Consider the following 23,405-nt stretch of genomic DNA (forward strand, 5'->3'; position numbering starts at 1 on the left):
CAACCGAGCCACCCGCGTCGGTCGGCGTTCAATGCTCTTCGCCCCAGCAGTCGGCCTGCCGTAAGGTGCCCAGGGATCGAAGCCGATGGGCTGGCAATGGGGAAGGGAATTCGCATGGGGCGCAACGGTTCGCTGTCGATCGTCAACGCGAGGGTGTTCGACGGGGTGTCGGACGAGCTGACCGACGGGCCGGTCCACGTCGTCGACGGGCGGATCGCCGAGGTCGGGCCGGGGGCTTCGGCCACGGCGGACCGCGTGCTCGACGCGCGGGGCGGCACGGTGCTGCCGGGGCTGATCGACGCGCACTTCCACGCGTACGGGATCAGCCTCGACGGGCTGCGCATCGAGTCGACGCCGCCGAGCTACATCGCGCTGGCCGGGGCGAAGCGGCTTTCCTCGGCGCTCGCGCGCGGTTTCACCACGGTGCGCGACGTCGCGGGCGGGGATCCCGGTCTCGCCGCCGCGATCGACCAGGGGCTCATCGCCTCCCCGCAGTACTTCTACACCGGTGCGGCGCTGAGCCAGACCGGTGGGCACGGTGATCCCCGTGCCGCGGACAGCGACCTGTGCGCGTGCCATCACCACACCACGGAGGTGGTGGACGGGGTCGACGCGCTGCGTCGGGCCGTGCGCGACCGGTTCCGCCGCGGCGCGCACGCCATCAAGATCATGACCTCGGGCGGGGTCATGTCGCTCACCGACCCGATCCGCATCCCGCAGTACGCCCCGGAGGAAATCCGGGCCGTGACCGAAGAAGCCGCGCGGCGGGGCAGTTACGTCGCCGCGCACGCCTATTCGCCGGAAGCGATCCGGCATTCCGTGGAAAACGGTGTCCGTTCCGTCGAGCACGGCAACCTGCTCGATGCCGAGACGGCGAAGGTGATGGCCGAACACGAGGCGTTTCTCGTGCCCACATTGGCCACTTACGACGCGATGGAGCGGCGTAGCGACGAGGTGGGCCTCGCGGCGGTTTCGCGGGGCAAGAACAGCGAGGTCCTCGACCACGGGAAGACCGCGATCGAACTGGCCCGCGCGGCGGGTGTGCGGGTCGGCTTCGGCACCGACCTGATGGGAGCGCTCGAAGACGAGCAGCTCCAAGGCGTCCGGTTGCAGACCGAAGTGGACGGTGCGCTCCGCGCGCTGCGATCGATGACCTCGGTGAACGCGGACCTGCTGCGGCGTCCCGATCTCGGCCGCGTCGAAGCGGGCTGCGTCGCCGATTTCCTCGTCGTCGACGGCGATCCGGTGAGCGATCCCTCTCTGCTGTGGGATTCCTCGAAACGGCGCGTCGTGGTGCAGGCCGGGATCCCGCTCGGCTGACACCGGCGCGCGGAATTGTCGGTCCGCCGTATTAGGCTCGCCCGCAGCTCGGGGAGGGAGTTGCGATGAGCAGGAACAACAGGGAAAACCGCGCGGCGAAGCAGAAAGCGCGGGCCCGGCGGGCGCACCGGCAGCAGGAGGGCGTCCGGCAGGACGGCGGCGAGCAGCACGCCGCGGAGGTCAACTTCAGCGGCCGCGTGCTGTGGGAGGCGGCGTCCAGCCAATCGGCTGGCGAGGCGCGAATGGTCGCCGCCGAGCTGGCGAGCGGCCGGCACGGCAGCAGGCGGTCGGTGGACACGGCCGTCGATCTCGTGCTGCGCCGGGCGCTCGCGCACGTGTGGACCGGCGGCTGGCAGCCGTACGACGTCTTCCAGATCGCCCTGCGGCGGCTCGGCGAGGCCGAGGCGGGGCTGCTGGCGGACGCGATCGCGGGCGAGCTGGGGCAGCGCGCGGCGGCCTCGGTGCACTGGCGGTGGCGCGCCCAGCTCGACGAAATCGGTGCGTCCGTGTGGTGGGAGGCCGATCGACCTCAGTTCGGGCAATGGGCGGAGAAGCACGGCCATCCGCACGAGGCCGCGCTCGGCGCGGCCATTTCCGGGCTCTCCCTGCTGATGACGCTGCCGAAGCTGGCCGAGATCCCGCTGCCGGAGGAGGGCCGTGCCCGCACCGGGGTCGACGAGCGGATGCTCGCCAAGGTGCGCGGGCTGCTGGCGAAGGCCGAGTCGAGCCAGTTCCCCGAGGAGGCCGAGGCGCTCTCGGCCAAGGCGCAGGAGCTGATGAGCCGGTACTCGTTCGAACGGGCACTGGTGGACGCCGAGGAGGGCAGGGGCGCGCGGGGGACGGGGCGCCGGTTCTGGCTCGACAACCCGTACCTCGGCGCCAAGGCGTCACTGGTGTCCGCGGTGGCACACGCGAACCGGTGCCGCGCGGTGACGTACGAAAAGCTGGGCTTCGTCACGCTCATCGGGCACGAGGTCGATCTCGAACTGGTGGAACTGCTGTCCACCTCGCTGCTCGTGCAGGCCACCGAGGCGATGCTGACGGCGGGGCGGCAGGTCACCCGCGCCGGCCAGTCCAGGACGAGGTCGTTCCGGCAGTCCTTCCTGCTGGCCTACGCCCAGCGGATCGGGGAGCGGCTCGCCGAGGCCGATCAGGCGACCAGCGAGCAGATCTCCGACGAACGCCTGCTGCCGGTGCTCGCGCAGCGCACCAAGGAGGTCGACGACCTGTTCGAGGTCATGTTCCCCGATGTCGTCCGGCGCGCCCGCACGGTCAGCAACCACGCGGGATGGGACGCGGGCCGCGCCGCCGCCGAGACCGCCGAGCTCGGCGTCGACCGCAAACGCGTCACCTAGCGTTGTTCCGGAGCCAGGAAGCGAGCGCGCCGAGCCCGGGTTCGGGGTTCCGCCGCCCGATCCCGATGCGGAAGCGGTCGGTGGGGGTACTGGTCAGCTCGGAGCGGTAGAGCCCGGCGGGCAACAGCAATATCCCGGCGTCTTCCACCACGCTCGCGCAGAACCGTTCGACCCCGTCGCGGCCGAGGTAGCGGGGGAAGGCCACGCAGCCGCCGTCGGGCGCCTGCCAGTCGAAGAGGTCGGCGAACTCGGCGAAGAAGGCGTCGAAAACGGGCAGGTTTTCGGCGATGATGGCGCGGTTGCGGGAAAGGATGTGCGCACGGGCTTTGACCGCGATGCGGGCGAGTACCTCGCTCGGCGCGGAGTTGCAGATGGTCGTGTAGTGCTTGGCGCGTTCCAGGCGCGAGCGCACCAGCGGATCGCGGCAGGCGATCCAGCCGATCCGGAGGCCGGGCAGCCCGAGCGACTTCGAGGTGACGTTCAGCGAAAGCGCCCGGTCCGAGAGATCGGTCGCCTGCGGGAGCGTTCGAGCGGGATCGAGTTCCAGGCCGCGGTAGACCTCGTCGCTGAACAGCCGGATGCCGCGTTCGTCGCACAGTTCGACCAGCCGCGCGAAGTCCTCGGTCGCGATGACCTTGCCGGTCGGGTTGTGCGGGAAGTTGACGGACACGACGCGGGTTTCCGGCCGGATCGCGGCACGCACTCGGTCGAGGTCCAGCGCCCAGTCGTCGTCGGGGTCCAGCGCGACGCCGGTGACCTCGCACAGCGCGAGCGGGACGGTCTCGGCGGCCTGGTAGTTCGGGGTCACCACGACGGCGTGGTCGCCCGGTTCGAGCAGGGCCTGCATCGCCAGGTAAAGCGCTTCCTCGGCGCCGGCGAAGCAGATCACGTCCTCCGCGCTCGCCAGCGCGTAGGTCTCGGCGATCGCTTGCCGCAGCGCGGGATCGCCGAAGATCTCGGTGTAGCCGAGCGCGAGCTCGTCCCACGCCCGCCGGTCCTCGTCGTCGGCGAGCGCCAGCAGCTCGGTCATCGTCATGGTCTGGGCGTCCGACGCGGTGAGGTGGTACCTCGCGGTGAATTCCCAGCGGGAGAAGTAGGTTTCCAGCCGGAATTCGGGCAGCATGGTCACGAATCACTCCTTGAGGTCCTGATTTCGGCGAGCAGGGCGTAAACGGTCGAGCGCGACACCTTCAGCACGTCGGCGACCACCGGGACGGCCCGGCGCATCGAAAAAACTCCCGCCTCATCGAGTTCGGCGAGGACGGCGAGGCGGTCTTCGCGGCCGAGGCGTTCGACGGGACGGCCTCGGGTGCGCACGAACGTGCCGACGACGTGGTGCACGCGTTCGGTCCAGTCCTGCTCGAACAACGGCTCCGGGCGCTCGGTCGCCGGGGCGCCGAAACGCGACAGCAGCGCGGCCGCCTGGTCGAGCGTGGACCGGTCGAGGTTGACGCACAACACGGCAGCCGCGTCCCCGTCGGCGTCGCGCAGAACGGCGCTCACCGAAGACAGGCGCCGTCCGTCGGCGAGCAGCTTTTCGTACGGCCCGTGCACGTCGCGTCCCGCCAAATCGCCCAGCTCGCCGAGCAGCGATTCGTCGCCGGGGCCGCGCTGGGTCATCGGATTCCAGATGGCCAGCACCCGATCCGTCACGGCGTCGTGCAGCACCACTTCGGCGTACGGCCCGAGCAGGGCCGCCACCGCCTCGCACACCGGCGACCACGTCCGCACCCGCGGATCTTCCTTCGACACGAGTTGGACTCTATGTCCAAGCTGGACTAAATGTCCAGACGGGCGCAGCGGGCGAGGAACATGGTCTCGGCGAGGCAGGCACGGGCGAAGTCGCCGAGGTGCAGGTTCTCGTCGACGGTGTGCGGATTCGCCAGCGGATCGCCGCCGGGACTGGTGACCAGGATCGTGGCGGCAGGGAAGGCGCGCGCGAAATCGGCGACGAACGGGATGGCGCCCCCGCCGCCGATTTCGGCGACCTCGGTGCCGTAGGCCGCCTGCCACGACTCGCGCGCGGCGCGGTACACCGGGCCGGACGCGTCGATCACGTGCGGCTGCCCCGTTTCGCCGCCGGTCACGGTCACCCGCACACCCCACGGCGCGTGTTCGCGCAAGTGGCCAGCCAGCGCCGCCGCGGCCGATGCCGCGTCATCGCCAGGGGCCACGCGGACCCCGACTTTCGCCCGCGCGGTCGCCTGGAGGGCGTTCGGTGCGGAGCAGGTCGCGGGCGCGTCGATGCCCAGCACGGTCACCGCGGGCTTGGCCCAGAGCCGCTCCGCGAGCGTCCCGCCGCCGACCAGGCCGACGCCGTCGAGCAGGCCCGCTTCCGCGCGAAACCGGTCCACCGGATAGGAAATCCCCGCGATCGTCCCCCGGCGGAGCCCGGCGACGGCGACCTCGCCGCGATCGTCGTGCAGGGTCGACAGCAGGCGGCACAGCGCGGTCAGCGCGTCCGGGGCCGCACCGCCGTACGAACCGGAGTGGACCGGGCGCCGCAGTGCGCCGACTTCGACGGTGCACGAGGCGATTCCGCGCAGCGTCGTGGTGAACGCGGGCACGCCGGTGGCGAAATTGTCGCCGTCGGCGAGCACGATCGCGTCCGCGGCGAGTTCGGCGCGGTGGCGTTCGAGGAACGCGGCGAGCGTCGGGGAGCCGATTTCCTCTTCGCCTTCGACGAAAACGGTGACCCCGACCGGTGGCCTGCCGCCGAAGGCGCGGATCGCCGCGAGGTGCGCCGCGATCCCGGCCTTGTCGTCCGCCGTCCCCCTGCCGTAGAGGCGGCCGTCGCGCTCCACCGGCTCGAACGGGGGCGTCGTCCAGTCCCGCACGGCACCGGCGGGCTGGACGTCGTGGTGCGCATAGAGCAGCACCGTCGGCATTCCCGGCGGTGGTGGGTACCGGGCGAGTACCGCGGGGCGCATGCCCGGCACGTCGTCGAGGACCGCGACCTCGGGCATCCCGGCCTCGCCGAACAGCCGCGCGGTCAGTTCGGCGGACCGCCGCACCTCGCCCGCCGCCGCCGGGTCCGCGCTCACCGACGGGATGCGGACGAGCGACTCCAAATCCGCCCGCACGCCCGGAAGTACCTTCGTCACCGCGAGTTCGAGCCGGTGGTCCATACCTGTTTCCCTTCCCGTCGATCCACGATGGCCGGGACCAGCGCGACGGCGAACAGCAGCGCGACGCCCGCGAGCCCCATCGCGTAACCGGTCGCGCCCGCGACGGCGCCGAAGCCGACCGCGCCGACCCCCATCCCCGCGTCGTAGGCGAGGTTCCACAGCGCGCTCACCTGGTCGAAACCGGATCTCGGCACGCGATCGAACAGCAGCGCCAAGGTGACGTTCTGCGCGACACCGAACCCGATCCCGAACACCACCATTCCGGCGACCACCACGGCCGGGCTGCCGGTGAACGCGGTCCCGGCGGCGCCGCCGGCGCAGGCGAGCACCGCTGGAACGAGCAGCACACCCGAGCCCCGGCGGTCACCCACCCGTCCGGCGACCCATCGCGCCGCGGGGGTGACCGCCGACTGCGCGAGCAGCGCGGCCGCGGCGGTCCCGCGGGACTCCGCGGGAACCGCCAGCGCCAGGAACGTGACGAACACGCCTGCCGCGAAGGTCACCACGAAGAAGATCGCCGTGGGACGGGCGAGGCCGCCCGTGCGGAGCGCGGCCAGCACCGGTTCGTGCCGGGCGGCGCGCGTCCGCTGGGACGGCAGGCCGAGCGCGAGCGGCAGCACGGCGAGGGGGAGCGCGGTCGCGAGCAGGAACAGGGCGTCGAACCCGATGCGGTCGATGAGCCAGACCCCGGCGGGCAGCCCGATGACGGGCGGGACGCCGACCGCGACACCGTAGAGGCCGAGCCCCTCGCTCCGCCTCGCCGACGGCACCGACGCCGCGACCACGGCGGTACCCGTGACCACGAGGATGCCGAGTCCCATGCCGCGGGCGAAGCACACCGCCACCACCACGGCGAGGTTCGCGGACGTGGTGAGCACCGCGGTCGGCGCGGCGAGCAGCACGATGCCGAGCCCGAACACCGCCCGGTAGCCGAGGCGCGCCGTCAGCCGGGGCACCACGAGCTCGATCAGCACCGTCGACAGCATCATCGCGCCGGTGGTGAGACCGGCGCCGATCGCGCCCGTTCCGGGGGCGACGTAGAGCGGCACCGCCGAGAGCAGGAGGTTGAAGCCGGTCAGCGAGCCGGTCGAGGCGAGGAGCAGGGACACCATCGGGCGGGTCAGCAACCGTCCATCTCGGACAGTTCGGCCGGGAGAGGTGAGCACGGCGCCAGTGTGCGGCACGCGCGGGCGGTGACGGATCGGGCGAACGCCGTGGTTACCCGCCCTAGGTATTCCTCGCCGGGTACCTAGGTGTGCCAGCCTGGCTGGTATGAGCGACGCTTGCGAGCGAATCGAGCGCACCGGGGATGTCGTCCTGCCCGGCAGACAACAGGAACTGGCGACGCTGGCGCGCGTGTCCGGCACGGTCGGGACCGGCGGGGCGGCGACCGTGCTGGTCGTCGGTGAGGCGGGGATCGGGAAGTCGCGGCTGGTCACCGAGTTCGTCACCGGCCTGCGCGACGCGACGGTGCTCGTCGGCGCCTGCCTCGATCTGTGCGGTGACGGGCTGCCGTTCGCGCCGTTCACCGCCGCGCTGCGCCAGCTCGTCGAACAGCGGGGTGCGGAGGCCGTCGTGCGCCTGCTGCCCGGCGGAGACGCCGGAGAGCTGGCCAGGCTGTCGCCCGCGTTGGGGCCGGTGCCGCCGGTCGGCGAGTTTTCCCGGCCGCGGCTGTTCGAACAGGTGCTGGCGCTGCTGCGCGCACTGGCCGACGCCGGGCCGGTCGTGCTCGTCGTCGAGGACGCCCACTGGGCCGACCGGTCGAGCCGGGACCTGCTGAACTTCCTGGTGCGCAGCCAGGATTCCGTGCCCGGCCTGCTCGTCGTGGTGGTCGCTCGTGACGGGTCGCCGCTGGCTCCGCTCGGCAGGCTGCCGTGGGCGACCGTGCTCGAACTCGGCCGCCTCACGAAGGCTTCGACGCGTGCCCAGATCAGGTCGGTGCTCGGCGGGGAACCGGATTCGGGCCTCGTCGAGCGCGTCCACCGGCGGAGCGAGGGGAATCCCCTGTTCACCGAGGCGCTGCTGGCCTGCGGCGACCGGCCCGGCCCCGCGGTGCCCAGCACGATCGGGGACCTCCTGCGGGCGCCGTTGGAAGACCTGCCGGGGGCCACCTGCGAGGTCGTGCGCGCGGTCGCCGCCGGGGGCGACCGCGTGGACCACGCGCTGCTGCTCGCGGTGACCGGGCTCGGGCACGCGGACCTGTCCGGCGCGGTGCGTCCCGCCGTCGCGGCGCGGCTGCTCGTGGCCGACGAGGACGGTTACCGGTTCCGGCACGCGCTCGCCTGCGAAGCCGTTTACGCCGACCTGCTCCCGGGCGATCGGGCGCTGCTCCACGCGCGCTACGGCGAGGCGCTGGCCGACGACAGATACGGCGGCGAGGGGTGTGAAAGCCAACTGGCCCAGCACTGGTACGCCGTGCGGGCCGAGCACCCCGGCCGCGCGCTGAGAAGCTGCTGGCTGGCCGCCGTCGCGGCACGGGAAGTGCTGGCACACGCGGAACGGCTGCGGCTGCTCACCCGCGTGCTCGAGATCTGGCCCTCGGTGCCGGACGCGGCTTCGCTGGTCGGCGCGGACCGGGACGCGGTACTGGAGCAGGCGGTCGAGACGGCTGTCGTGGCGGGCGAGCTCGACAGCGCGGAGTCCCTCCTCGTAACCGCGCTGGCCGGGGCTGACCCCGTTCGCACCGCACGGCTGCTGCTGCACCGGAGCACCGTCCGCCAGACCGGCGGACGACCGGGCGACATCGCCGACCTCGAAGAAGCGGCGAAGCTCGTCCCGGAAGGCGACCCGCTGCGCGCGACGGTCCTGAACGCGCTGACCGAACGGCTGCTCACCGTGCCCCGCGAAGCCGAAGGCCTCGCCGTCGCGGAGACGGCCAGTGCGGCCGCGCGCACCGAACCCGAACTGACCGTCGCCGATATCAACCTGGCCTACGCACGGGCTCGTGCCGGGGACCTCGACGCCGAGCTTCCCCGCCTCGCCGAGGCGCGCGAACGGGCCGCTCGCCGCGGCGACGACAAGTCGGTGCTGCACGCGCTCCGATGCGAGTCGGACGTACTGCAAGGGGCAGGCCGCCACGAAGAGGCCGCGCGCGCCGCGAGGCTCGGCATCGCGGCGGCGACGACCGCCGGGCTCGGGCGCACGGCGGGGCCGACGCACGCCGGGAACCTCGCCGAAGCGCTGATTTCCCTTGGCAGCTGGGACGAAGCCGCCGAGATCGTCGACCACGCGATGGAACTCGACCCGGTGCCGAGCCTGCACGCCTACCTGCTCGTCCTTTCCGGATCCCTTTCGCTCGCGCGCGGGGACCTCACGTCGGCGGAGTACGCGGTCGAATTCGGGAACCGGGTACTGACCCGTGGCACCGCCTACGACCAGGATGTGCTGCAACTCGTCGCGCTCGAGGTCGACCTGCTCGTGGCGCAGGGGCAGCGGCGCGAAGCGGTGGCCAAGGCGCGCGCCGCGCTCGCCCCCTGTGCCAGCCCCCGGTACGCGTGGCCGCTGCTGGTCGCGGGGGCGGCCGCGGCGGGCACCACGGCCGAGGCGCTCGACTTCGCCCGCGAATCCGCCGGGCTTCCCGTGATCGGCCCGGTCCAGGATGCCCACCGGAGCACGCTTTCCGCGCTGACCGGATCGGCGGGCTGGGACGGCGCCGTCCGCGCGTGGACGGACCTGCGCCAGCCCTACCCCCGCGCACGGGCGCAGCTGCACGCGGCCGAATCGGCGCTGGAGGCCGGTGACCGCGCGGCAGCCGCGGCACTGCTGGCCCCCGTACGGTCCACAATGGACGAACTCGGCGCCGAGTCGCTCCGGCCGCGACTGGACCGCCTCGAACGCCTCGCGAACGTCCGCGCCCAGGTACCCGCGGGCGCGCCTGCCGCGCGCCACGGCCTCACTCCGCGTGAACTCGACGTGCTGCGGCTGCTCGCCGACGGGCGCAGCAACCGGCAGATCGCCGAGGCGCTGTTCATCTCGGTCAAGACCGTGGGCGTGCACGCCTCGGCCATCTTCGGCAAGCTCGGCGTCACCAGCCGCGTCCAGGCCGCCACGCTCGCGCACCGCCTCGGCATCGTGGCGTGAGGATCAGGGGGTCCGGCCGGTGACGGCCACGATCCGGTCGATCAGCGGCGCGCCCGCGGCGGTCTCGGCCGGGGTGCCCCACAGCTCGGGTACCGGCGCCTTCGGGACGAACTCGACGACGTGCTCGAAGCAGGCGCGCAGGGTTTCCTCGGGCAGGCCGAAGGGCTGGCCGGTGGCCCGCGCCAGGTCCCAGCCGTGCACCACCATCTCGGTGAGCGAGATCCGGCCCCACAGCGCGTTGGACATTTCGAGGTCCCCGGCCGAGGTGCTGCCTTCCCACGCCGCCGGGTCGTCCCACGCCTCGCCGAGCACGCGCACGTGCTCGGCCGTTTCGGCGCGCCAGCCGTGGCCGAAGGCGAGTTCGGCCTGCTCGTCGCCGGTCTTGCGGGCGAGCGCGGCGAACCCCTGCGCCACGCCGTCGACGTGGGTGACGAGATCGGCCACGGTGTACTCGGCGCACGGCGTCGGCCCGGTGAGCTGGTCGTCGGTCACTCCCGCCAGCAGTTCGGCCATCCGGTGGCAGGCGGGTTTCAGATCGATCATGAGCACTCCTCGGTTCGGTCCTACGCGGGGGAGTCGCACGCGGGACCCCGTGCCGGACATCACCGCCGGAATCCGCCGCTCGGGTGCGATGATCGCACCCGAGCCGAAGAGGGAGAGCATGAACGACACGACCGGATTCGCGACCGTCCCGCCGACCACCCTCGCCGACCTGCTCGGCCGCGAGCAGGTCATGGACATCGGCATCCGCCCGCTGTGGCCGTCGGCGCCGAGGGTGGCGGGCCAGGCGTTCACCGTGCGGTGCCCTCCCGGCGACAACCTGATGCTGCACGCCGAGATCTACCGCGCCCAGCCGGGTTCGGTCATCGTCGCCGAGGCGGGCGACGTGGACTACGCGCTGGCGGGCGGGAACGTCTGCGCCGTCGCGCAGCGGCGCGGGATCGCGGCGTTCGTGATCGACGGGGTGATCCGCGACCTCGCCGAAGTGCGGGAGATGGGCTTCCCGGTCTTCGCCAGGGGCGTCATTCCGATCCCCGGCACCAAGGCGGCCGTCGCGCCGCTCGAACGCGAGGTGCGGTGCGGCGGAGTGCGCGTGCGCAGCGGTGACATCGTGGTGGCCGACGAGGAGGGCATCGTGGTCTGCCCCGGCGCGGACCAGGACCAGGTGCTCGCCGATGCCCGCGCGAAACTGGCCAAGGAAGCGGAACAATCGCTCGACGAGTGGGAGCGAGCGCACCGCGCGCGGGTCGAAAAAGCACTGGCGGAGCACGGTTTTCCCGGCTGAGGGCGCCGCGGCCGCCGTCTCGGAAGCGGCAGCGGGTGGTGCAGAATTCTTCAACGGAAATATTTCGTTTGGTGCTTTTCACCCGGCGCGTCACCGGGTGACCTCGTCGCCCCGCTGCTGGTGAAATGCTGCCAAGATCCAGTGGTACCGGAGAGTACCGCCGAAATCGGTACCGGTACTTTTCAGTAAGACCACGAAATTGTCTTTCAACGTTCGTTCCGCGTTCTCGCCGCGCGGTGTCGACCGGTCGGGGTCACGTTCCACTCTGGTGGCCGATTGCCGCGCATCCGCGGTACGGAGAATGATTCATGTTGTCGCCCTTCCCGCTTGACCACGGGTGCGCGGGGCGGACGCAACTCCTGTGCGACGAGGCCGGGGATTCTCGCCGCGATCTCCTGGTGTGGATCGCAAAGGAAAGGATGTCATGAGAGACCTGCATGTCGTGCCCGCATGCGTGGTTCGCAGGATACTGGACGAATTCGCGCCCGAGGTGGTGGAGATCGTCCGCAGCGTGTACCTGAACCACGGCGTGGACGAGGACGCATCGCGGGTCTGCGGGTTCACCCGCTCCGTCGCGGCGGGCGCGCAGCAGGTCGCCGCGTTCGACGCGCCTTCGGGATCGGGCGCGAGGTGGGTGGTGAGCGTGGCCGCCGAACGGGATTCCGCCCCGCAGACGCGGGGGATGCTGGTACTGGCCGACGGGGCCGACGGGCATCCCGCGGCGTGCATGGAGGCGACCTGGGTCGGCGCCGCGCGCGCGGCCGCGTCGGCCGTGGTGGCGGTCGCGGAGCTCGCCCCGGCCGACCGCGCGCTGTCCGTGGGGTTCGCGGGCGACGGGGCGGTGGTCGCGCAGCTCGCGAGCTACCTCACACGATCGGCGAACGTGGCGCGGACAATCGTTCTCGGAACGGGTGACGAGGATCTCGCGCGCATTTGTTCCGAAGCCGAAGTCGTTCTCGACCGGACCCCCGAACTGACCGGAATGCTCGACGCCGACGTGGTCGTACTCGCGAAGCGGGAGAAGGATCCTTATGTGCCTTCGGAAGCGCGGCTGAACGCGGGGCAACTGCTGCTCAACGTGTCGCTGCGCGCTTTGCCGGTCGAGCTCGTCCTGACCGCCAACAATGTCCTCGACGACATCGACGAGTGCTTGCAGGCGTACACCTCGCCGCATTTGGCCGAACACGCCACCGGCGGGCGGCGGTTCGTCACCGGCACACTCGGCGAGGTCCTGCGCGGCGAAGTGCTCGTGGACGGGGCGAAGCCGACCGTGTTCACCCCGTTCGGGATGAGCCCGCTCGACGTCGCGGTCGGGCAGTTCGTGCTCGAGGTGGCGACGGCGCGGGACGAGATCGTCGCGGTCCCCGACTTCTCGGCGAATTCCGCCTACGCCGAACCCGCGCTGCTCTGACCGGCGTCACGGCTCGGCCACGAGGAGGCATCGGGGCACCCTCGCCGAGGTGCTGGCGGAGGCCGAACGCGATGCCGTGACCCCGTACGCGGCGGCGCGTCGACCGTGCGGTCCATTGTGGATAGTCGAAGCCGGGGCTCGCCTTTTCCGGGAATTCATGTTAGGAAAGTTTCCTAACTAGGAGGCGGCATGGGGCGAACAGGTGCGATCGCGGCGGCGGTGCTGGTGGTCCTCGGCGGCACGGCGGCGGCATCGGGGTCGACGGTGTCCTCGGGGTCCTCGGCGAGGACCGCGCGGAACATCGTCTACATCCAGGGTGATGGCATGGGGCTCGCGCAACGCGACCTGATCCGGCTCGCCACCGTCGGCAAGCGCGGTGACCTGGTGATGAACCGGATGCCGGTGACCGGGCTGGTGCACACCGATCCGGACGACCCCGACGAGGTGGTCACCGACTCGGCTGCCGCGGCCACCGCGCTCGCGACCGGCCACAAGACCCGCAACGGCGCCGTCGGCGTCGACGTGCACGGGCGGCCGCTGCGAACCGTGCTGGAACGGGCGAAGCAGGCGGGGAAGTCGACGGGGCTGGTCACCACCGCGCAGGTCACGGGCGCTTCCCCGGCGGCGTTCGCTTCGCACGTGCCGAGCCGCGACCTGCAGAGCGACATCGCCGAGCAGTACCTCACCGCCAGCAGGCCGGACGTGCTGCTCGGCGGCGGCGAGGACTGGTGGTACCCGAAGGACGAGCCCGGCGCATGGCCGGACCGCGACGGCGAGCAGAGCCGGGGCACGCACGGCAACCAGGTGGAACGGGCGAAGCGCGCCGGATACTCCTACGTCCGCAACGCCGACGAACTGCGGGACACCCGGTCGTCGCGCATCCTCGGGCTCTTCGCGAACGAGGACATGGTCGACTACGGGCCCGACGGCAAGGGCGCCTACCGTCCGAGCGTCCCGCTGACCCAGATGGCGAAGAAGGCACTGGACACCCTGTCGGCGAACCCGCGCGGGTTCTTCCTCTTCCTGGAGGAGGAAGGGATCGACGGCATGGCGCACGAGAACAACGCGCACGCCGTGATCGACGCGGGCCGGGCGCTGGACGCCGCCGTGGCCGAAGTGCTGCGGTTCGTCCGCTCCCACCCCGACACGCTCGTGATCGTCGGCGGCGACCACGAAACGGGCGGGATGACGATCGAAAACACCGACGGCCCCAACGAAGGCGACGAAGACGGCCCGTTCCCGGTGCCGGGCTCGCGGCTGAAGCTTACCGTCGACTGGACGACGGGGGAGCACACCGGCGCCGACACCCCCGTCACCGCGACCGGCCCCGGCGCGGAGCGGCTGGGCGGGACCATCGACAACACCGACGTCCACCAAGCTATGCTCGCCGCCTCCGGCCTCTGAGGCCCCGGCGCCGAACTCCCCTGATGGCCATCACGACCCCGCTCCGTGCCCCGAAAGATGCTCCTACAGCGGTCGGGTCGGGCTGCGGGTGCCGCCGAAGGCTCCTTTTGGGGCGTTGAGCGTCACGATCCCGGCCCTCGCGGCGGGCTGCCGCCACCTGCACGAGTCCCCGAAGGTGGCCTTCGGGGCGCTAGACGCCGCGAACTCGACCCTCGCACCACAACGCCCACCACCCGCGCGCGAGCCCGCAGCGGGCCGTCACGTGCCCCGAAAGTGGCTTTCGGGGAATCCAGCGCCCCGAACGTCACTTTCGGGGCACACTCTCGCCAGCCACCGCGCGCACCGCCAGCCGCACGCCATCCCTGTGGCTTTCGGGACACGGCACTCGGAGAGGGCGCCGCCGGAGAAAGGTCGGAATGGTGCCGGGTGTTTCTTCGGGGCGTCATCGGGATTTGTGCGTTTTTGCCAACTTTTCAGAAAACCGCTGGTCAGGGAAACGTCCAAGCGTTACAGGTGTATTTCTCACATGACGCACCGTGGTCGCCGGTGATTCGTTCGTAGGATCACCTTTACAGGTGGCGCTTCGCGTTACCCGCCAACGGAAACCGGAGTTCGACACGGTAAGCGACCGTTTTGCGGCGGCGATCTCGGACGAACGTCATTCGATCGGGTGGCGGTCGCGGCGCGGCGACTACTGATTTCGATATCGCCGCAGAACGGGGCGATGGTCGCGGTTTTCCTTGGCGTGCCCGCGCTTGATAGCTTCCAGGCTCTCGCTCCCGTTGGTGCCTTTGTAACGCGTCGGGGATCGGCACGTCCACGTGCGAGCGCTCTCACGATCATCGGAAGGACAGTTCATGCGGGTAGACCTGCTGCGTACCGGGGGTGCGGCCGCCGTGGCCGCGACGGCGCTCCTCCTCACCACCGCGCCGGTTTCGGCGGCGACGGCCGCCGGGTCCGGGTCGGCCTACGGCGCGTCGGCCAGCGTGTCGTTGCTGCCGGGCGTGCTCGGGGACAAGGGGCTGACGGTCGACACCGGGAAGCTCGCCAAATCCACCACGGAGGGCCCGAATTCGGCGTCCGTGGCCGACGCCCCGCTCAAGGGCCTGCTGACCGCGAAGGCGATCAGCAGCACCTCGAAGCACGCCGAAAGCGGCGGTGTCACCTCGACCGCGTCGATCGTCGACGCGACGCTGCCGGTGCTCGCCCCACTCGCGGGCGGCGACGTTTCCGCGCGGGTGCTCAAGGCGCAGTGCGCCTCGACGGCGTCCGGTGTCACCGGCAGCGCCGAGATCGCGGGCCTCGACCTCGGCAAGATCGGCAAGGTGCCGGTGGCCACCGAGCCCAACCGGTCGGTCGGCCTACCCGGCCTGGTGCAGGTGATCGTCAACGAGCAGATCAAGCACGACGACGGCAGCCTCACCGTGAACGCGCTGCACGTCAAACTGCTCGGTGGCAAGGAAACCGCCGCGCTCGGCAGCGGTGACGTCGTGCTGGCCTCGGCCACGTGCGGCAAGGCGACCGGCAGCAAACCGAGCACGAGCCCCAGTCCCAGCCCGACCACGAGCCCCGGAGCGCCCAAGCCGGGCAAGCAGGTCACCGAAATCCCCGTCGGCGCGCCGCAGACCGGTGACGGCAGCCTCGCCGTCACGAAGGGCTGAAGCCGGTGAAGCGCTGGCTGGTGGCACTCCTGGCCATTCTGCTGCTCGGCGGATGCGGTTCCGAAGTGACCGCGCCCGCGCCCGAGGCACCCGTCGCGGCGAACGCCGGTGCGACCACGTCGCTGCCGGACTGGGTCGAGGTGCCGAGCATCGCGGCGAAGTCCTCGCTCGTGCCGCTGGGGCTCAACCCCGACAAGACGGTCGAGGTCCCGCCGGTCGACAAACCGTTGCAGGCCGGGTGGTACGAGAACAGCCCGCCGCCGGGCCAGGCCGGTCCCGCGGTCGTGCTCGGCCACATCGACGGCAACCACCAGAAGGGCATCTTCTGGCGGCTGCGCGACGTGAAGGCGGGCGACAAGGTGTTCGTCGGCACGAAGGACGGCAAGAAGCTCGGCTTCACCGTCAGCAAGGTCGACCAGGTCGCCAAGAGCGCGTTCCCGACCGACGCGGTCTACGGCGACACCGCCGATCCCGAGCTGCGCCTCATCACCTGCGGCGGCGTGTTCGACCACGAGACCGGCAACTACCGCGACAACATCATCGTCTACGCCAAGCTCGCGAGCTGACCAGGACGCGGGTGGTCCGGTCATGCCGGACCACCCGCGTTCGTAAACGGTCCACAAAGGACAAAAGGGTAGAAGTAAGGGCGGGGTCAAGCCTTGCCCGAACTGTGACCCGGCTCTCCGCAGACCGCCGCCAAATTCGTTGTCTACCACAAGTAAGTTACTTAGCATTGCTAAGCGACGGCGGTGTGGGAGGTTCGATGGCGGCGGGTGTGGCGCAACGGGACGGAAGACAGCGGTCCGCGGACGAACTGGGTCCGCGCTACAAGTGGGTCGCGCTGTCGAACACGACGCTGGGCATGCTCATCGCGACGATCAACTCGTCGATCGTGCTGATCGCGCTGCCCGACATCTTCAAGGGCATCGGGATCAACCCGCTCGAGCCCGCGAACACCAGCTACCTGCTGTGGATGATCATGGGCTTCCTGGTGGTCACCGCGGTGCTGGTGGTCAGCTTCGGCAGGCTCGGCGACATGTACGGCCGCGCGCGCATGTACAACATGGGCTTCGCGGTGTTCACGGTCTCGTCGATCATGCTCGCGATCACCTGGTTCGACGGTGACGCCGCGGCGCTGTGGCTCATCGGCTGGCGCATCGTCCAGGGCGTCGGCGGTGCCTTCCTGATGGCGAACTCCTCCGCCATCCTCACCGACGCGTTCCCCTCGAACCAGCGCGGCCTCGCACTCGGCATCAACGGTGTCGCCGCGATCGCGGGCTCGTTCCTCGGGCTGGTGATCGGCGGCGTGCTCGCGCCGGTGAACTGGAACCTGATCTTCCTGGTGTCCGTGCCGATCGGGGTCGTCGGCACCATCTGGGCGTACCTGAAGCTGCACGACACCGGCGTGCGCCAGCACGCGCGGATGGACTGGTGGGGCAACATCACCTTCGCGGTCGGCCTGATCGCGGTGCTGGTCGGCATCACCTACGGCATCCAGCCTTACGGCGCGTCGTCCACCGGGTGGGGCAGCCCGTTCGTGTTGTCCTGCTTGCTGGGCGGGCTCGTCGTGCTGGTCGCGTTCGTGGTCATCGAGACCAAAGTGGACAATCCGCTGTTCAAGCTCTCGCTGTTCCGGATCAGGTCGTTCTCGTGGGGCAACCTGGCGAACCTGTCCGCCTCGCTCGGCCGCGGCGGGCTGCAGTTCATCCTGATCATCTGGCTGCAGGGGATCTGGTTGCCGCAGCACGGGTACACCTTCGAACAGACCCCGTTGTGGGCCGGTATCTACATGCTCCCGATGACGGTCGGGTTCCTGGTTTCCGCGCCCGCGTCCGGCATCCTGTCCGATCGCGTCGGCAGCAGGCTGCTCGCGTCGTCGGGGCTGCTGATCACCGCGGTCACCTTCGCGCTGCTGATCGTGCTGCCGGTGGACTTCGACTACTGGGCGTTCGCCGGAATTCTGCTGCTCAACGGGATCGGCATGGGCATGTTCTCCTCGCCGAACCGGGCCGAGGTGATGAACAGCCTGCCCGCGGACGCGCGCGGCTCCGGCGCGGGCATGATGACCACGTTCCAGAACGCGGCCATGGTGCTGTCGATCGGGTTCTTCTTCAGCCTCATCATCGCCGGGCTCTCGACGAACCTTCCCTCGGCGATGGGCGCGGGGCTGCAGGCGCACGGAGTGCCCGCCGCGTCGGCGAACCAGCTCGCGCACCTGCCCGCGGTCGCGGTGCTCTTCGCCGCGTTCCTCGGCTACAACCCGATCCAGCAGCTGCTCGGGCCGCAGCTCACCCAGCTCCCGCCGGACCAGGCGAACTTCCTGACCGGGCGCAGCTTCTTCCCGAACCTGATCTCGGGGCCGTTCCAGGAGGGCCTGCAGATCGCCTTCGCCTTCGCGATCGCGGTGTGCCTCGTCGGCGCGGTGGCTTCCTTGCTGTGCAAGGACAAGAAGGTCGAGAACGGCGAGACGGTCGGCTCCGAACTGGCCGCGGTCGCCGGGGAGGCCTCCGGGACGAGCGAACTCGTCGGCCCCGCGCGCGAACGTTGAGCGGGCGCGCCCGCTCAACGTTCACCTTCTCAGCAGCGGTGGACGAAGACGTGCAGGATGCGCACGGGCTTGGCGGGCGCGCCGTCGAGCGGGTCGGTCTCGCCGGGGATGATGCCCGCCTTGACGATCCGGTCGAGCACCCCCATGCCCCTGGTCACCTTGCCCAGGACCGAGTAGTTCGGCTTGATGTTCGCGAACGAGTGCACGACGAAGAACTGGCTGCCGTTCGTGCCGGGGCCCTGGTTGCCCATCGCCACGGTGCCGCGCGGGTACTTCTCGGTGCCGTCGACCTCGTCGGCGAACTTGTAGCCCGGCCCGCCCTTCTCGACGGAGTAGATGTCGCCGCACTGCAGCACCCCGAGCCTGGCCGAGTTCGTCAGCCGGAAGCACTGGGTGTGGTCGTAGAAGCGCTGGCGGATCAGGCTGATCATGTTGTGCACCGCGCACGGGGCGTGCCCGGCGTGGTCGAGCTCGATGGTCACCGGGCCGTAGTTGGTCAGTAGGGTGACGTCGGTGGTACCCCGCGTCGACGCCTTCGGGCGCGGCGGGTGCACCGGCTTCGCGGCGGGGTTCTCGGGGGTGGGGGTGAATTCGCAGCTCACGGTCGGCGGCGCGGGGGCGGCTTCCGCGGTCGTCGCCCCGATCAGAGGCGTGACCAAGGCGGCGGCGCAGGCGACCGCCGAAAGGATCCATCGGGATTTCATAGCGGACAACCTAGCCGTGCCGAGCACACTCCGGAATGCCGCGCGATCTGGCGCTGGTGAATGACCAGCCGGACCACGCTGGGTCAGCAGAAGCTCGCACTGTGGGGGTCCGGGGGCTCGGCCCCCGGGTAGATACCGCGGGCACCGGGAGCGTCGCCGAAGGCGAGGCGAACAGCATTCGCCGCCTCGGCGGGGTTACTTCCGCCAGGCGGTGCGGCGCTTGCGCATGTCCAGCACCAGCAACAGGATCAGGAAGAGGCCGAGCCCGACGAGCCACACGTTCTCGGTGTTGTTCTCGTGGTTGCCGATGAGCATCAGGAACAGCACCAGCGCGGAGAACCAGCCCGCGATCCTGGTGGCCTTCGGGAAGGTGCCGTGCCAGCCCCATGCGGCCGACGGCTCGTCGCGCGGGTCCACCGCGGATGCCGCGGACACCTCTGCGGGACGCTTCTTCTCGACCGCCTTGCCAGCCACGACCACTCCTTGAAGACCGGACACTGCCCTTGCCAGCCGATGATCCCATACGCGGTGACGATCCCCGGAGACGACCCGCGGCACGGGCGCACGCGACAATATGCGCCATGGACTCACCACGCACCGTGCTCGTGCTCGGTTCGACCGGCTCGATCGGCACCCAGGCGCTGGACGTCGCGGCCAGGAACCCCGCGCTGTTCAGGGTCGCGGGCATCGCGGCGGGTGGTGGGGACCCGGCGGCGCTCGCCGCGCAGGCGCTCGCGCACGGCGTGGACGCGGTCGCGGTGACGAAGCCGACCGTGGTCGAGGACCTGCAGCTCGCGCTGTACGCGGAGGCGCAGCGCCGCGGCTACTCGCGCGGGGAGTTCCGGCTGCCCAAGATCTTCGCGGGCGCCGACGCCGTCTCGGACCTGATCGACGCCGTTCCGGTGGACGTGGTGCTCAACGGCCTGCCCGGCTCGCTGGGCCTGCCGCCGACGCTGCGGGCGCTGGCCACCGGCGCGACGCTCGCGCTGGCGAACAAGGAGTCCCTCATCGCGGGCGGGCCGCTGGTGCTCGCGGCCGCGAAGGAGGGCCAGATCGTGCCGGTGGACTCCGAACATTCGGCGCTCGCGCAGTCGCTGCGCGGCGGCGGCCGTGACGAGGTCGACAAACTGGTCCTCACCGCGTCTGGCGGCCCGTTCCGCGGGCGCACCAGGGCCGAGCTGGCCGAGGTCACCGTCGAGCAGGCGATGGCGCACCCGACCTGGGCGATGGGCCCGCTGGTCACGATCAACTCGGCGACGCTGGTGAACAAGGGGCTCGAGTTCATCGAGGCGATGCTGCTGTTCGGCGTGCCCGCGGAGAAGATCGACGTGGTGGTGCACCCGCAGTCCGTCGTGCACTCGATGGTGACCTTCCGTGACGGCGCGACGATCGCGCAGGCCAGCCCGCCGGACATGCGGCTGCCGATCGCGCTGGCGCTGAACTGGCCGCACCGGGTGCCCGGCGCGTCGGCCGCCTGCGACTGGTCGACGGCCACTTCGTGGACCTTCGAGCCGGTGGACGAGGAGGCCTTCCCCGCGATCTGCCTCGCCAGGCACGCGGGATCCGCTGGCGGCTGCCTGCCCGCCGTGTTCAACGCGGCGAACGAGGAGATGGTGGCCGCTTTCCTGGCGCAGAACGCCAGCTTCACGTCGATAGTGGACACTGTTGCGAAAGTCGTCGAATCGGCTGACGAGTGGCGTCGCGAGCCTCGTGACGTGGAAGATGTACTGGCAGCGGAACAATGGGCACGCGCCCAAGCGGTTTCCATGAGCACCGGAGGGAAGTAGGGGCGTGCTCGCCAACATAATCGGAGTCGTGCTCTTCGCGCTGGGCATCTGCATCTCAGTGGCGTTGCACGAAGCGGGGCACATGGTCGCCGCCAAGTCCTTCGGGATGCGCGTCCGCCGGTACTTCGTCGGCTTCGGGCCGACGATCTTCTCGTTCCGGCGCGGCGAGACCGAGTACGGGCTCAAGGCCATTCCGCTCGGCGGGTTCTGCGACATCGCGGGCATGACCGCGCTCGACGAGGTCACGCCGGAGGAGTCGTCGCGGGCGATGTGGCGGTACAAGGTCTGGAAGCGGACCGTCGTGCTGGCCGCGGGCTCGTTCACGCACTTCGTGCTCGGGTTCGTGGTGCTCTACCTGATGGCCGCGACGATGGGCCTGCCGAACCTCGAGCAGAAGCCGGTCGCGTCCGCGGTTTCGGACTGCGTCACGAACGCCAAGACTGTCGACGAGGTCAACAACCCGAAGTGCGCGCCCGGCGCCGCGGGGCCCGCCAAGGTCGGCGGCCTGCTCCCCGGCGACGAAGTGCTTTCGGTGGGCGGCAAACCCACCCCGACCTGGCCCGAGATGGTCAACGTGGTCCAGGACGCGGGCGGTCCGACCCAGTTCGTGGTGCTGCGCGACGGCCAGCGCAAGACGCTCACGGTGGACGTGCCGAAGGTCGAGCGCCCGTTCAAGAAGGACGGCAAGGACGTCATCATGAGCGTGGGCGCCATCGGCGTCTCGGCCACGAAGAACTTCCAGTACGGGCCGATCGGCGCGATCGGCGGCACCCTGACCTTCACCGGTGACGTGTTCGCGCGGACCTGGGAAGGGCTGATGAACTTCCCGAAGCGCATCCCGGCGGTGGTGAACTCCATCTTCGGCGGCGAGCGCGACCCGGACACCCCGATCAGCGTGGTCGGCGCGAGCCGGATCGGCGGCGAAGCGGTGGAAGCGGGCCTGTGGCAGCTGTTCCTGCTGCTGCTGGCGAGCCTGAACTTCTTCATCGGCGTGTTCAACCTGCTGCCGCTGCTCCCGCTCGACGGCGGGCACATCGCGGTCGCCTGGTACGAACGCGTCCGCGACTGGATCAGAAAGCTGCGAGGGCGTGCGGCCGGTGGTCCCGTCGACTACACGAAGTTGTCGGCGATCACGGTCGTGCTCGTGCTGATCGGCGGCGCCGTAACCCTGCTCACCATCACCGCGGACATAGTTAACCCGGTCAGGTTGATGCAGTAGCGTTTTCGCAGTTCACGCGCCGTGATCACGATTCACGGGTGGAGTAGCGGGCGGATTGGGCCGGCCGGCGTAGCGGTATCGTGGCGTTGTGACTGTCCCGCTTGGCATGCCAGCCCTTCCCGCCCCCGTGCTCTCGGAGCGCCGCAAGACCCGGCAGCTGCAGGTCGGGCCGGTCGGCGTCGGCAGTGAGCACCCGGTTTCCGTCCAGTCGATGACCACGACGCTCACCGCGGACGTCAACGCGACGCTGCAGCAGATCGCCGAGTTGACCGCGTCGGGCTGCGACATCGTGCGCGTGGCGTGCCCGAGTGCCGATGACGCCGAGGCGTTGCCCGCGATCGCGAAGAAGTCGCAGATCCCGGTGATCGCGGATATCCATTTCCAGCCGAAGTACGTGTTCGCCGCGATCGAGGCCGGGTGTGCCGCGGTCCGCGTGAATCCCGGCAACATCCGCAAGTTCGACGACCAGGTCAAGGAAATCGCGCAGGCCGCGAAGGATCACGGCACGCCGATCCGGATCGGCGTGAACGCGGGTTCGCTGGACAAGCGGTTGATGGAGAAGCACGGGAAGGCGACTCCGGAGGCGTTGGCGGAGTCGGCGTTGTGGGAGGCGTCGTTGTTCGCCGAGCACGATTTCCACGACATCAAGATCTCGGTGAAGCACAACGATCCCGTGGTCATGGTGCGCGCCTACGAGATCCTCGCGGAGCAGTGCGACTACCCGTTGCATCTCGGCGTGACCGAGGCGGGTCCGGCGTTCCAGGGCACCATCAAGTCCGCCGTCGCGTTCGGGGCGTTGTTGCGGCAGGGCATCGGGGACACGATCCGGGTGTCGCTGTCCGCGCCGCCGGTCGAAGAGGTCAAGGTCGGCACGCAGATCCTGCAGTCGCTGAACCTGCGGCCGCGGAAGCTGGAGATCGTGTCGTGCCCGTCGTGCGGGCGAGCGCAGGTCGACGTCTACAAGCTGGCCGACGAGGTCACCGCGGGCCTGGAGGGCATGGAGGTCCCGCTGCGGGTGGCCGTGATGGGCTGCGTCGTGAACGGGCCCGGTGAGGCACGCGAAGCGGATCTCGGGGTGGCCTCGGGGAACGGCAAGGGCCAGATCTTCGTCAAGGGCGAGGTCATCAAGACAGTGCCCGAGCACCAGATCGTGGAAACCCTCATCGAAGAAGCCATGCGCATCGCTGAGGAAGCGGGCGAGACCACCGAGAGCGGCGAGCCCGTCGTGACCGTCGGCTAACCGAGCGCATGCCCCGAAAGTGGCCTTCGGGGCATCTACGTTCCCGAAAGCCACCTTCGGGGCACCAGCCGCCACGCGGGGCGGAGTTCGCGGCGTTCAGGCCCCCGAAAGCCACAGTGATGGCGGGCGCGCGTCGCGGGGGGTGCCGCGAGATTGGTGGCGGGGCGGGGGCTCCGCTTGGTTCCCCGAAGGCCACCCTCGGGGACTCTAGCGCCACTTTCTCGGCCCTCACAGGCATGCGGGCGGGGCTGCGCAGCAAGCCA

Annotated in this window: 19 protein-coding genes; 12 read left to right on the plus strand and 7 right to left on the minus strand. The window is 70.5% G+C overall.

Going from position 1 to position 23,405, the window contains the following annotated elements; genetic code table 11:
• Positions 1 to 114: 114 nt before the first annotated feature.
• Both HUW46_RS32520 and HUW46_RS32525 read left to right on the plus strand, forming a co-directional pair.
• Complete coding sequence (locus HUW46_RS32520) at positions 115 to 1,320, plus strand: metal-dependent hydrolase family protein (RefSeq protein WP_215542582.1); 1,206 nt, start codon at positions 115 to 117, stop codon at positions 1,318 to 1,320.
• A gap of 65 nt (positions 1,321 to 1,385) precedes the next feature.
• On the plus strand, positions 1,386 to 2,675 hold the full coding sequence (locus HUW46_RS32525) for a DUF2786 domain-containing protein (RefSeq protein ID WP_254125105.1): 1,290 nt from the start codon (positions 1,386 to 1,388) through the stop codon (positions 2,673 to 2,675).
• Here HUW46_RS32525 and HUW46_RS32530 read toward each other — a convergent pair.
• Genes HUW46_RS32530 through HUW46_RS32545 form a run of 4 tightly spaced genes read right to left on the minus strand, consistent with a single transcriptional unit; the run spans position 2,668 to position 6,930 of the window.
• Positions 2,668 to 3,798, minus strand: coding sequence for an aminotransferase class I/II-fold pyridoxal phosphate-dependent enzyme (locus HUW46_RS32530; protein ID WP_254126662.1), 1,131 nt, complete (start codon positions 3,796 to 3,798; stop codon positions 2,668 to 2,670). The two genes, HUW46_RS32525 and HUW46_RS32530, sit on opposite strands and share 8 nt — an antisense overlap.
• A gap of 2 nt (positions 3,799 to 3,800) precedes the next feature.
• Positions 3,801 to 4,427 carry a helix-turn-helix transcriptional regulator gene (locus HUW46_RS32535; RefSeq protein WP_254125107.1) on the minus strand — a complete coding sequence of 209 codons (627 nt, stop codon included), beginning with the start codon at positions 4,425 to 4,427 and terminating at the stop codon, positions 3,801 to 3,803.
• 26 nt (positions 4,428 to 4,453) lie between these two features.
• Positions 4,454 to 5,803 (minus strand): M20/M25/M40 family metallo-hydrolase, encoded by a 1,350-nt coding sequence (locus HUW46_RS32540; protein ID WP_215542584.1) that lies wholly within the window; start codon positions 5,801 to 5,803, stop codon positions 4,454 to 4,456.
• Positions 5,776 to 6,930: an MFS transporter gene (locus HUW46_RS32545; protein WP_215542585.1), complete on the minus strand. Its 1,155-nt coding sequence runs from the start codon at positions 6,928 to 6,930 to the stop codon at positions 5,776 to 5,778. The genes HUW46_RS32540 and HUW46_RS32545 overlap by 28 nt, the downstream gene beginning before the upstream one ends.
• Before the next feature lie 145 nt (positions 6,931 to 7,075).
• On the opposite strand from HUW46_RS32545, the gene HUW46_RS48885 reads away from it, so the two are divergent.
• Positions 7,076 to 9,883, plus strand: a complete 2,808-nt coding sequence (locus HUW46_RS48885) for an ATP-binding protein (RefSeq protein ID WP_215542586.1) — start codon at positions 7,076 to 7,078, stop codon at positions 9,881 to 9,883.
• A gap of 3 nt (positions 9,884 to 9,886) precedes the next feature.
• On the opposite strand, the gene HUW46_RS32555 is transcribed toward HUW46_RS48885, so the two are convergent.
• Positions 9,887 to 10,426 carry a TIGR03086 family metal-binding protein gene (locus HUW46_RS32555; RefSeq protein WP_215542587.1) on the minus strand — a complete coding sequence of 180 codons (540 nt, stop codon included), beginning with the start codon at positions 10,424 to 10,426 and terminating at the stop codon, positions 9,887 to 9,889.
• A 118-nt stretch (positions 10,427 to 10,544) separates the two neighbouring features.
• On the opposite strand from HUW46_RS32555, the gene HUW46_RS32560 reads away from it, so the two are divergent.
• The 6 genes from HUW46_RS32560 (at position 10,545) to HUW46_RS32585 (ending at position 18,192) form a co-directional block, all read left to right on the plus strand.
• Positions 10,545 to 11,168 carry an RraA family protein gene (locus tag HUW46_RS32560; RefSeq protein ID WP_254125108.1) on the plus strand — a complete coding sequence of 208 codons (624 nt, stop codon included), beginning with the start codon at positions 10,545 to 10,547 and terminating at the stop codon, positions 11,166 to 11,168.
• Between the two features lie 424 nt (positions 11,169 to 11,592).
• Positions 11,593 to 12,579 carry a hypothetical protein gene (locus HUW46_RS32565; RefSeq protein WP_215542588.1) on the plus strand — a complete coding sequence of 329 codons (987 nt, stop codon included), beginning with the start codon at positions 11,593 to 11,595 and terminating at the stop codon, positions 12,577 to 12,579.
• A 189-nt stretch (positions 12,580 to 12,768) separates the two neighbouring features.
• Complete coding sequence (locus HUW46_RS32570; RefSeq protein ID WP_215542589.1) at positions 12,769 to 13,983, plus strand: alkaline phosphatase; 1,215 nt, start codon at positions 12,769 to 12,771, stop codon at positions 13,981 to 13,983.
• Between the two features lie 857 nt (positions 13,984 to 14,840).
• Positions 14,841 to 15,644: a choice-of-anchor P family protein gene (locus HUW46_RS32575; protein ID WP_215542590.1), complete on the plus strand. Its 804-nt coding sequence runs from the start codon at positions 14,841 to 14,843 to the stop codon at positions 15,642 to 15,644.
• Positions 15,645 to 15,649: 5 nt separating this feature from the next.
• Complete coding sequence (locus tag HUW46_RS32580) at positions 15,650 to 16,210, plus strand: class F sortase (protein ID WP_215542591.1); 561 nt, start codon at positions 15,650 to 15,652, stop codon at positions 16,208 to 16,210.
• A 197-nt stretch (positions 16,211 to 16,407) separates the two neighbouring features.
• Positions 16,408 to 18,192 (plus strand): MFS transporter, encoded by a 1,785-nt coding sequence (locus HUW46_RS32585; protein WP_215542592.1) that lies wholly within the window; start codon positions 16,408 to 16,410, stop codon positions 18,190 to 18,192.
• Between the two features lie 29 nt (positions 18,193 to 18,221).
• On the opposite strand, the gene HUW46_RS32590 is transcribed toward HUW46_RS32585, so the two are convergent.
• Positions 18,222 to 18,896 (minus strand): peptidylprolyl isomerase, encoded by a 675-nt coding sequence (locus tag HUW46_RS32590; RefSeq protein ID WP_215542593.1) that lies wholly within the window; start codon positions 18,894 to 18,896, stop codon positions 18,222 to 18,224.
• A gap of 195 nt (positions 18,897 to 19,091) precedes the next feature.
• The gene (locus HUW46_RS32595; protein WP_215542594.1) at positions 19,092 to 19,370 is read right to left on the minus strand and encodes a DUF2631 domain-containing protein; all 279 of its coding nucleotides are present in this window, start codon (positions 19,368 to 19,370) and stop codon (positions 19,092 to 19,094) included.
• A gap of 107 nt (positions 19,371 to 19,477) precedes the next feature.
• Between HUW46_RS32595 and dxr the strand changes: the two genes are divergently transcribed.
• The 3 genes from dxr (at position 19,478) to ispG (ending at position 23,142) form a co-directional block, all read left to right on the plus strand.
• Positions 19,478 to 20,683, plus strand: a complete 1,206-nt coding sequence (gene dxr, locus HUW46_RS32600; RefSeq protein ID WP_215542595.1) for a 1-deoxy-D-xylulose-5-phosphate reductoisomerase — start codon at positions 19,478 to 19,480, stop codon at positions 20,681 to 20,683.
• Between the two features lie 4 nt (positions 20,684 to 20,687).
• Complete coding sequence (locus HUW46_RS32605) at positions 20,688 to 21,902, plus strand: M50 family metallopeptidase (protein WP_215542596.1); 1,215 nt, start codon at positions 20,688 to 20,690, stop codon at positions 21,900 to 21,902.
• 106 nt (positions 21,903 to 22,008) lie between these two features.
• On the plus strand, positions 22,009 to 23,142 hold the full coding sequence (gene ispG / locus HUW46_RS32610; protein WP_215550244.1) for a flavodoxin-dependent (E)-4-hydroxy-3-methylbut-2-enyl-diphosphate synthase: 1,134 nt from the start codon (positions 22,009 to 22,011) through the stop codon (positions 23,140 to 23,142).
• Positions 23,143 to 23,405: the final 263 nt, after the last annotated feature.

Source organism: Amycolatopsis sp. CA-230715, assembly GCF_018736145.1.
GTDB lineage: Bacteria > Actinomycetota > Actinomycetes > Mycobacteriales > Pseudonocardiaceae > Amycolatopsis.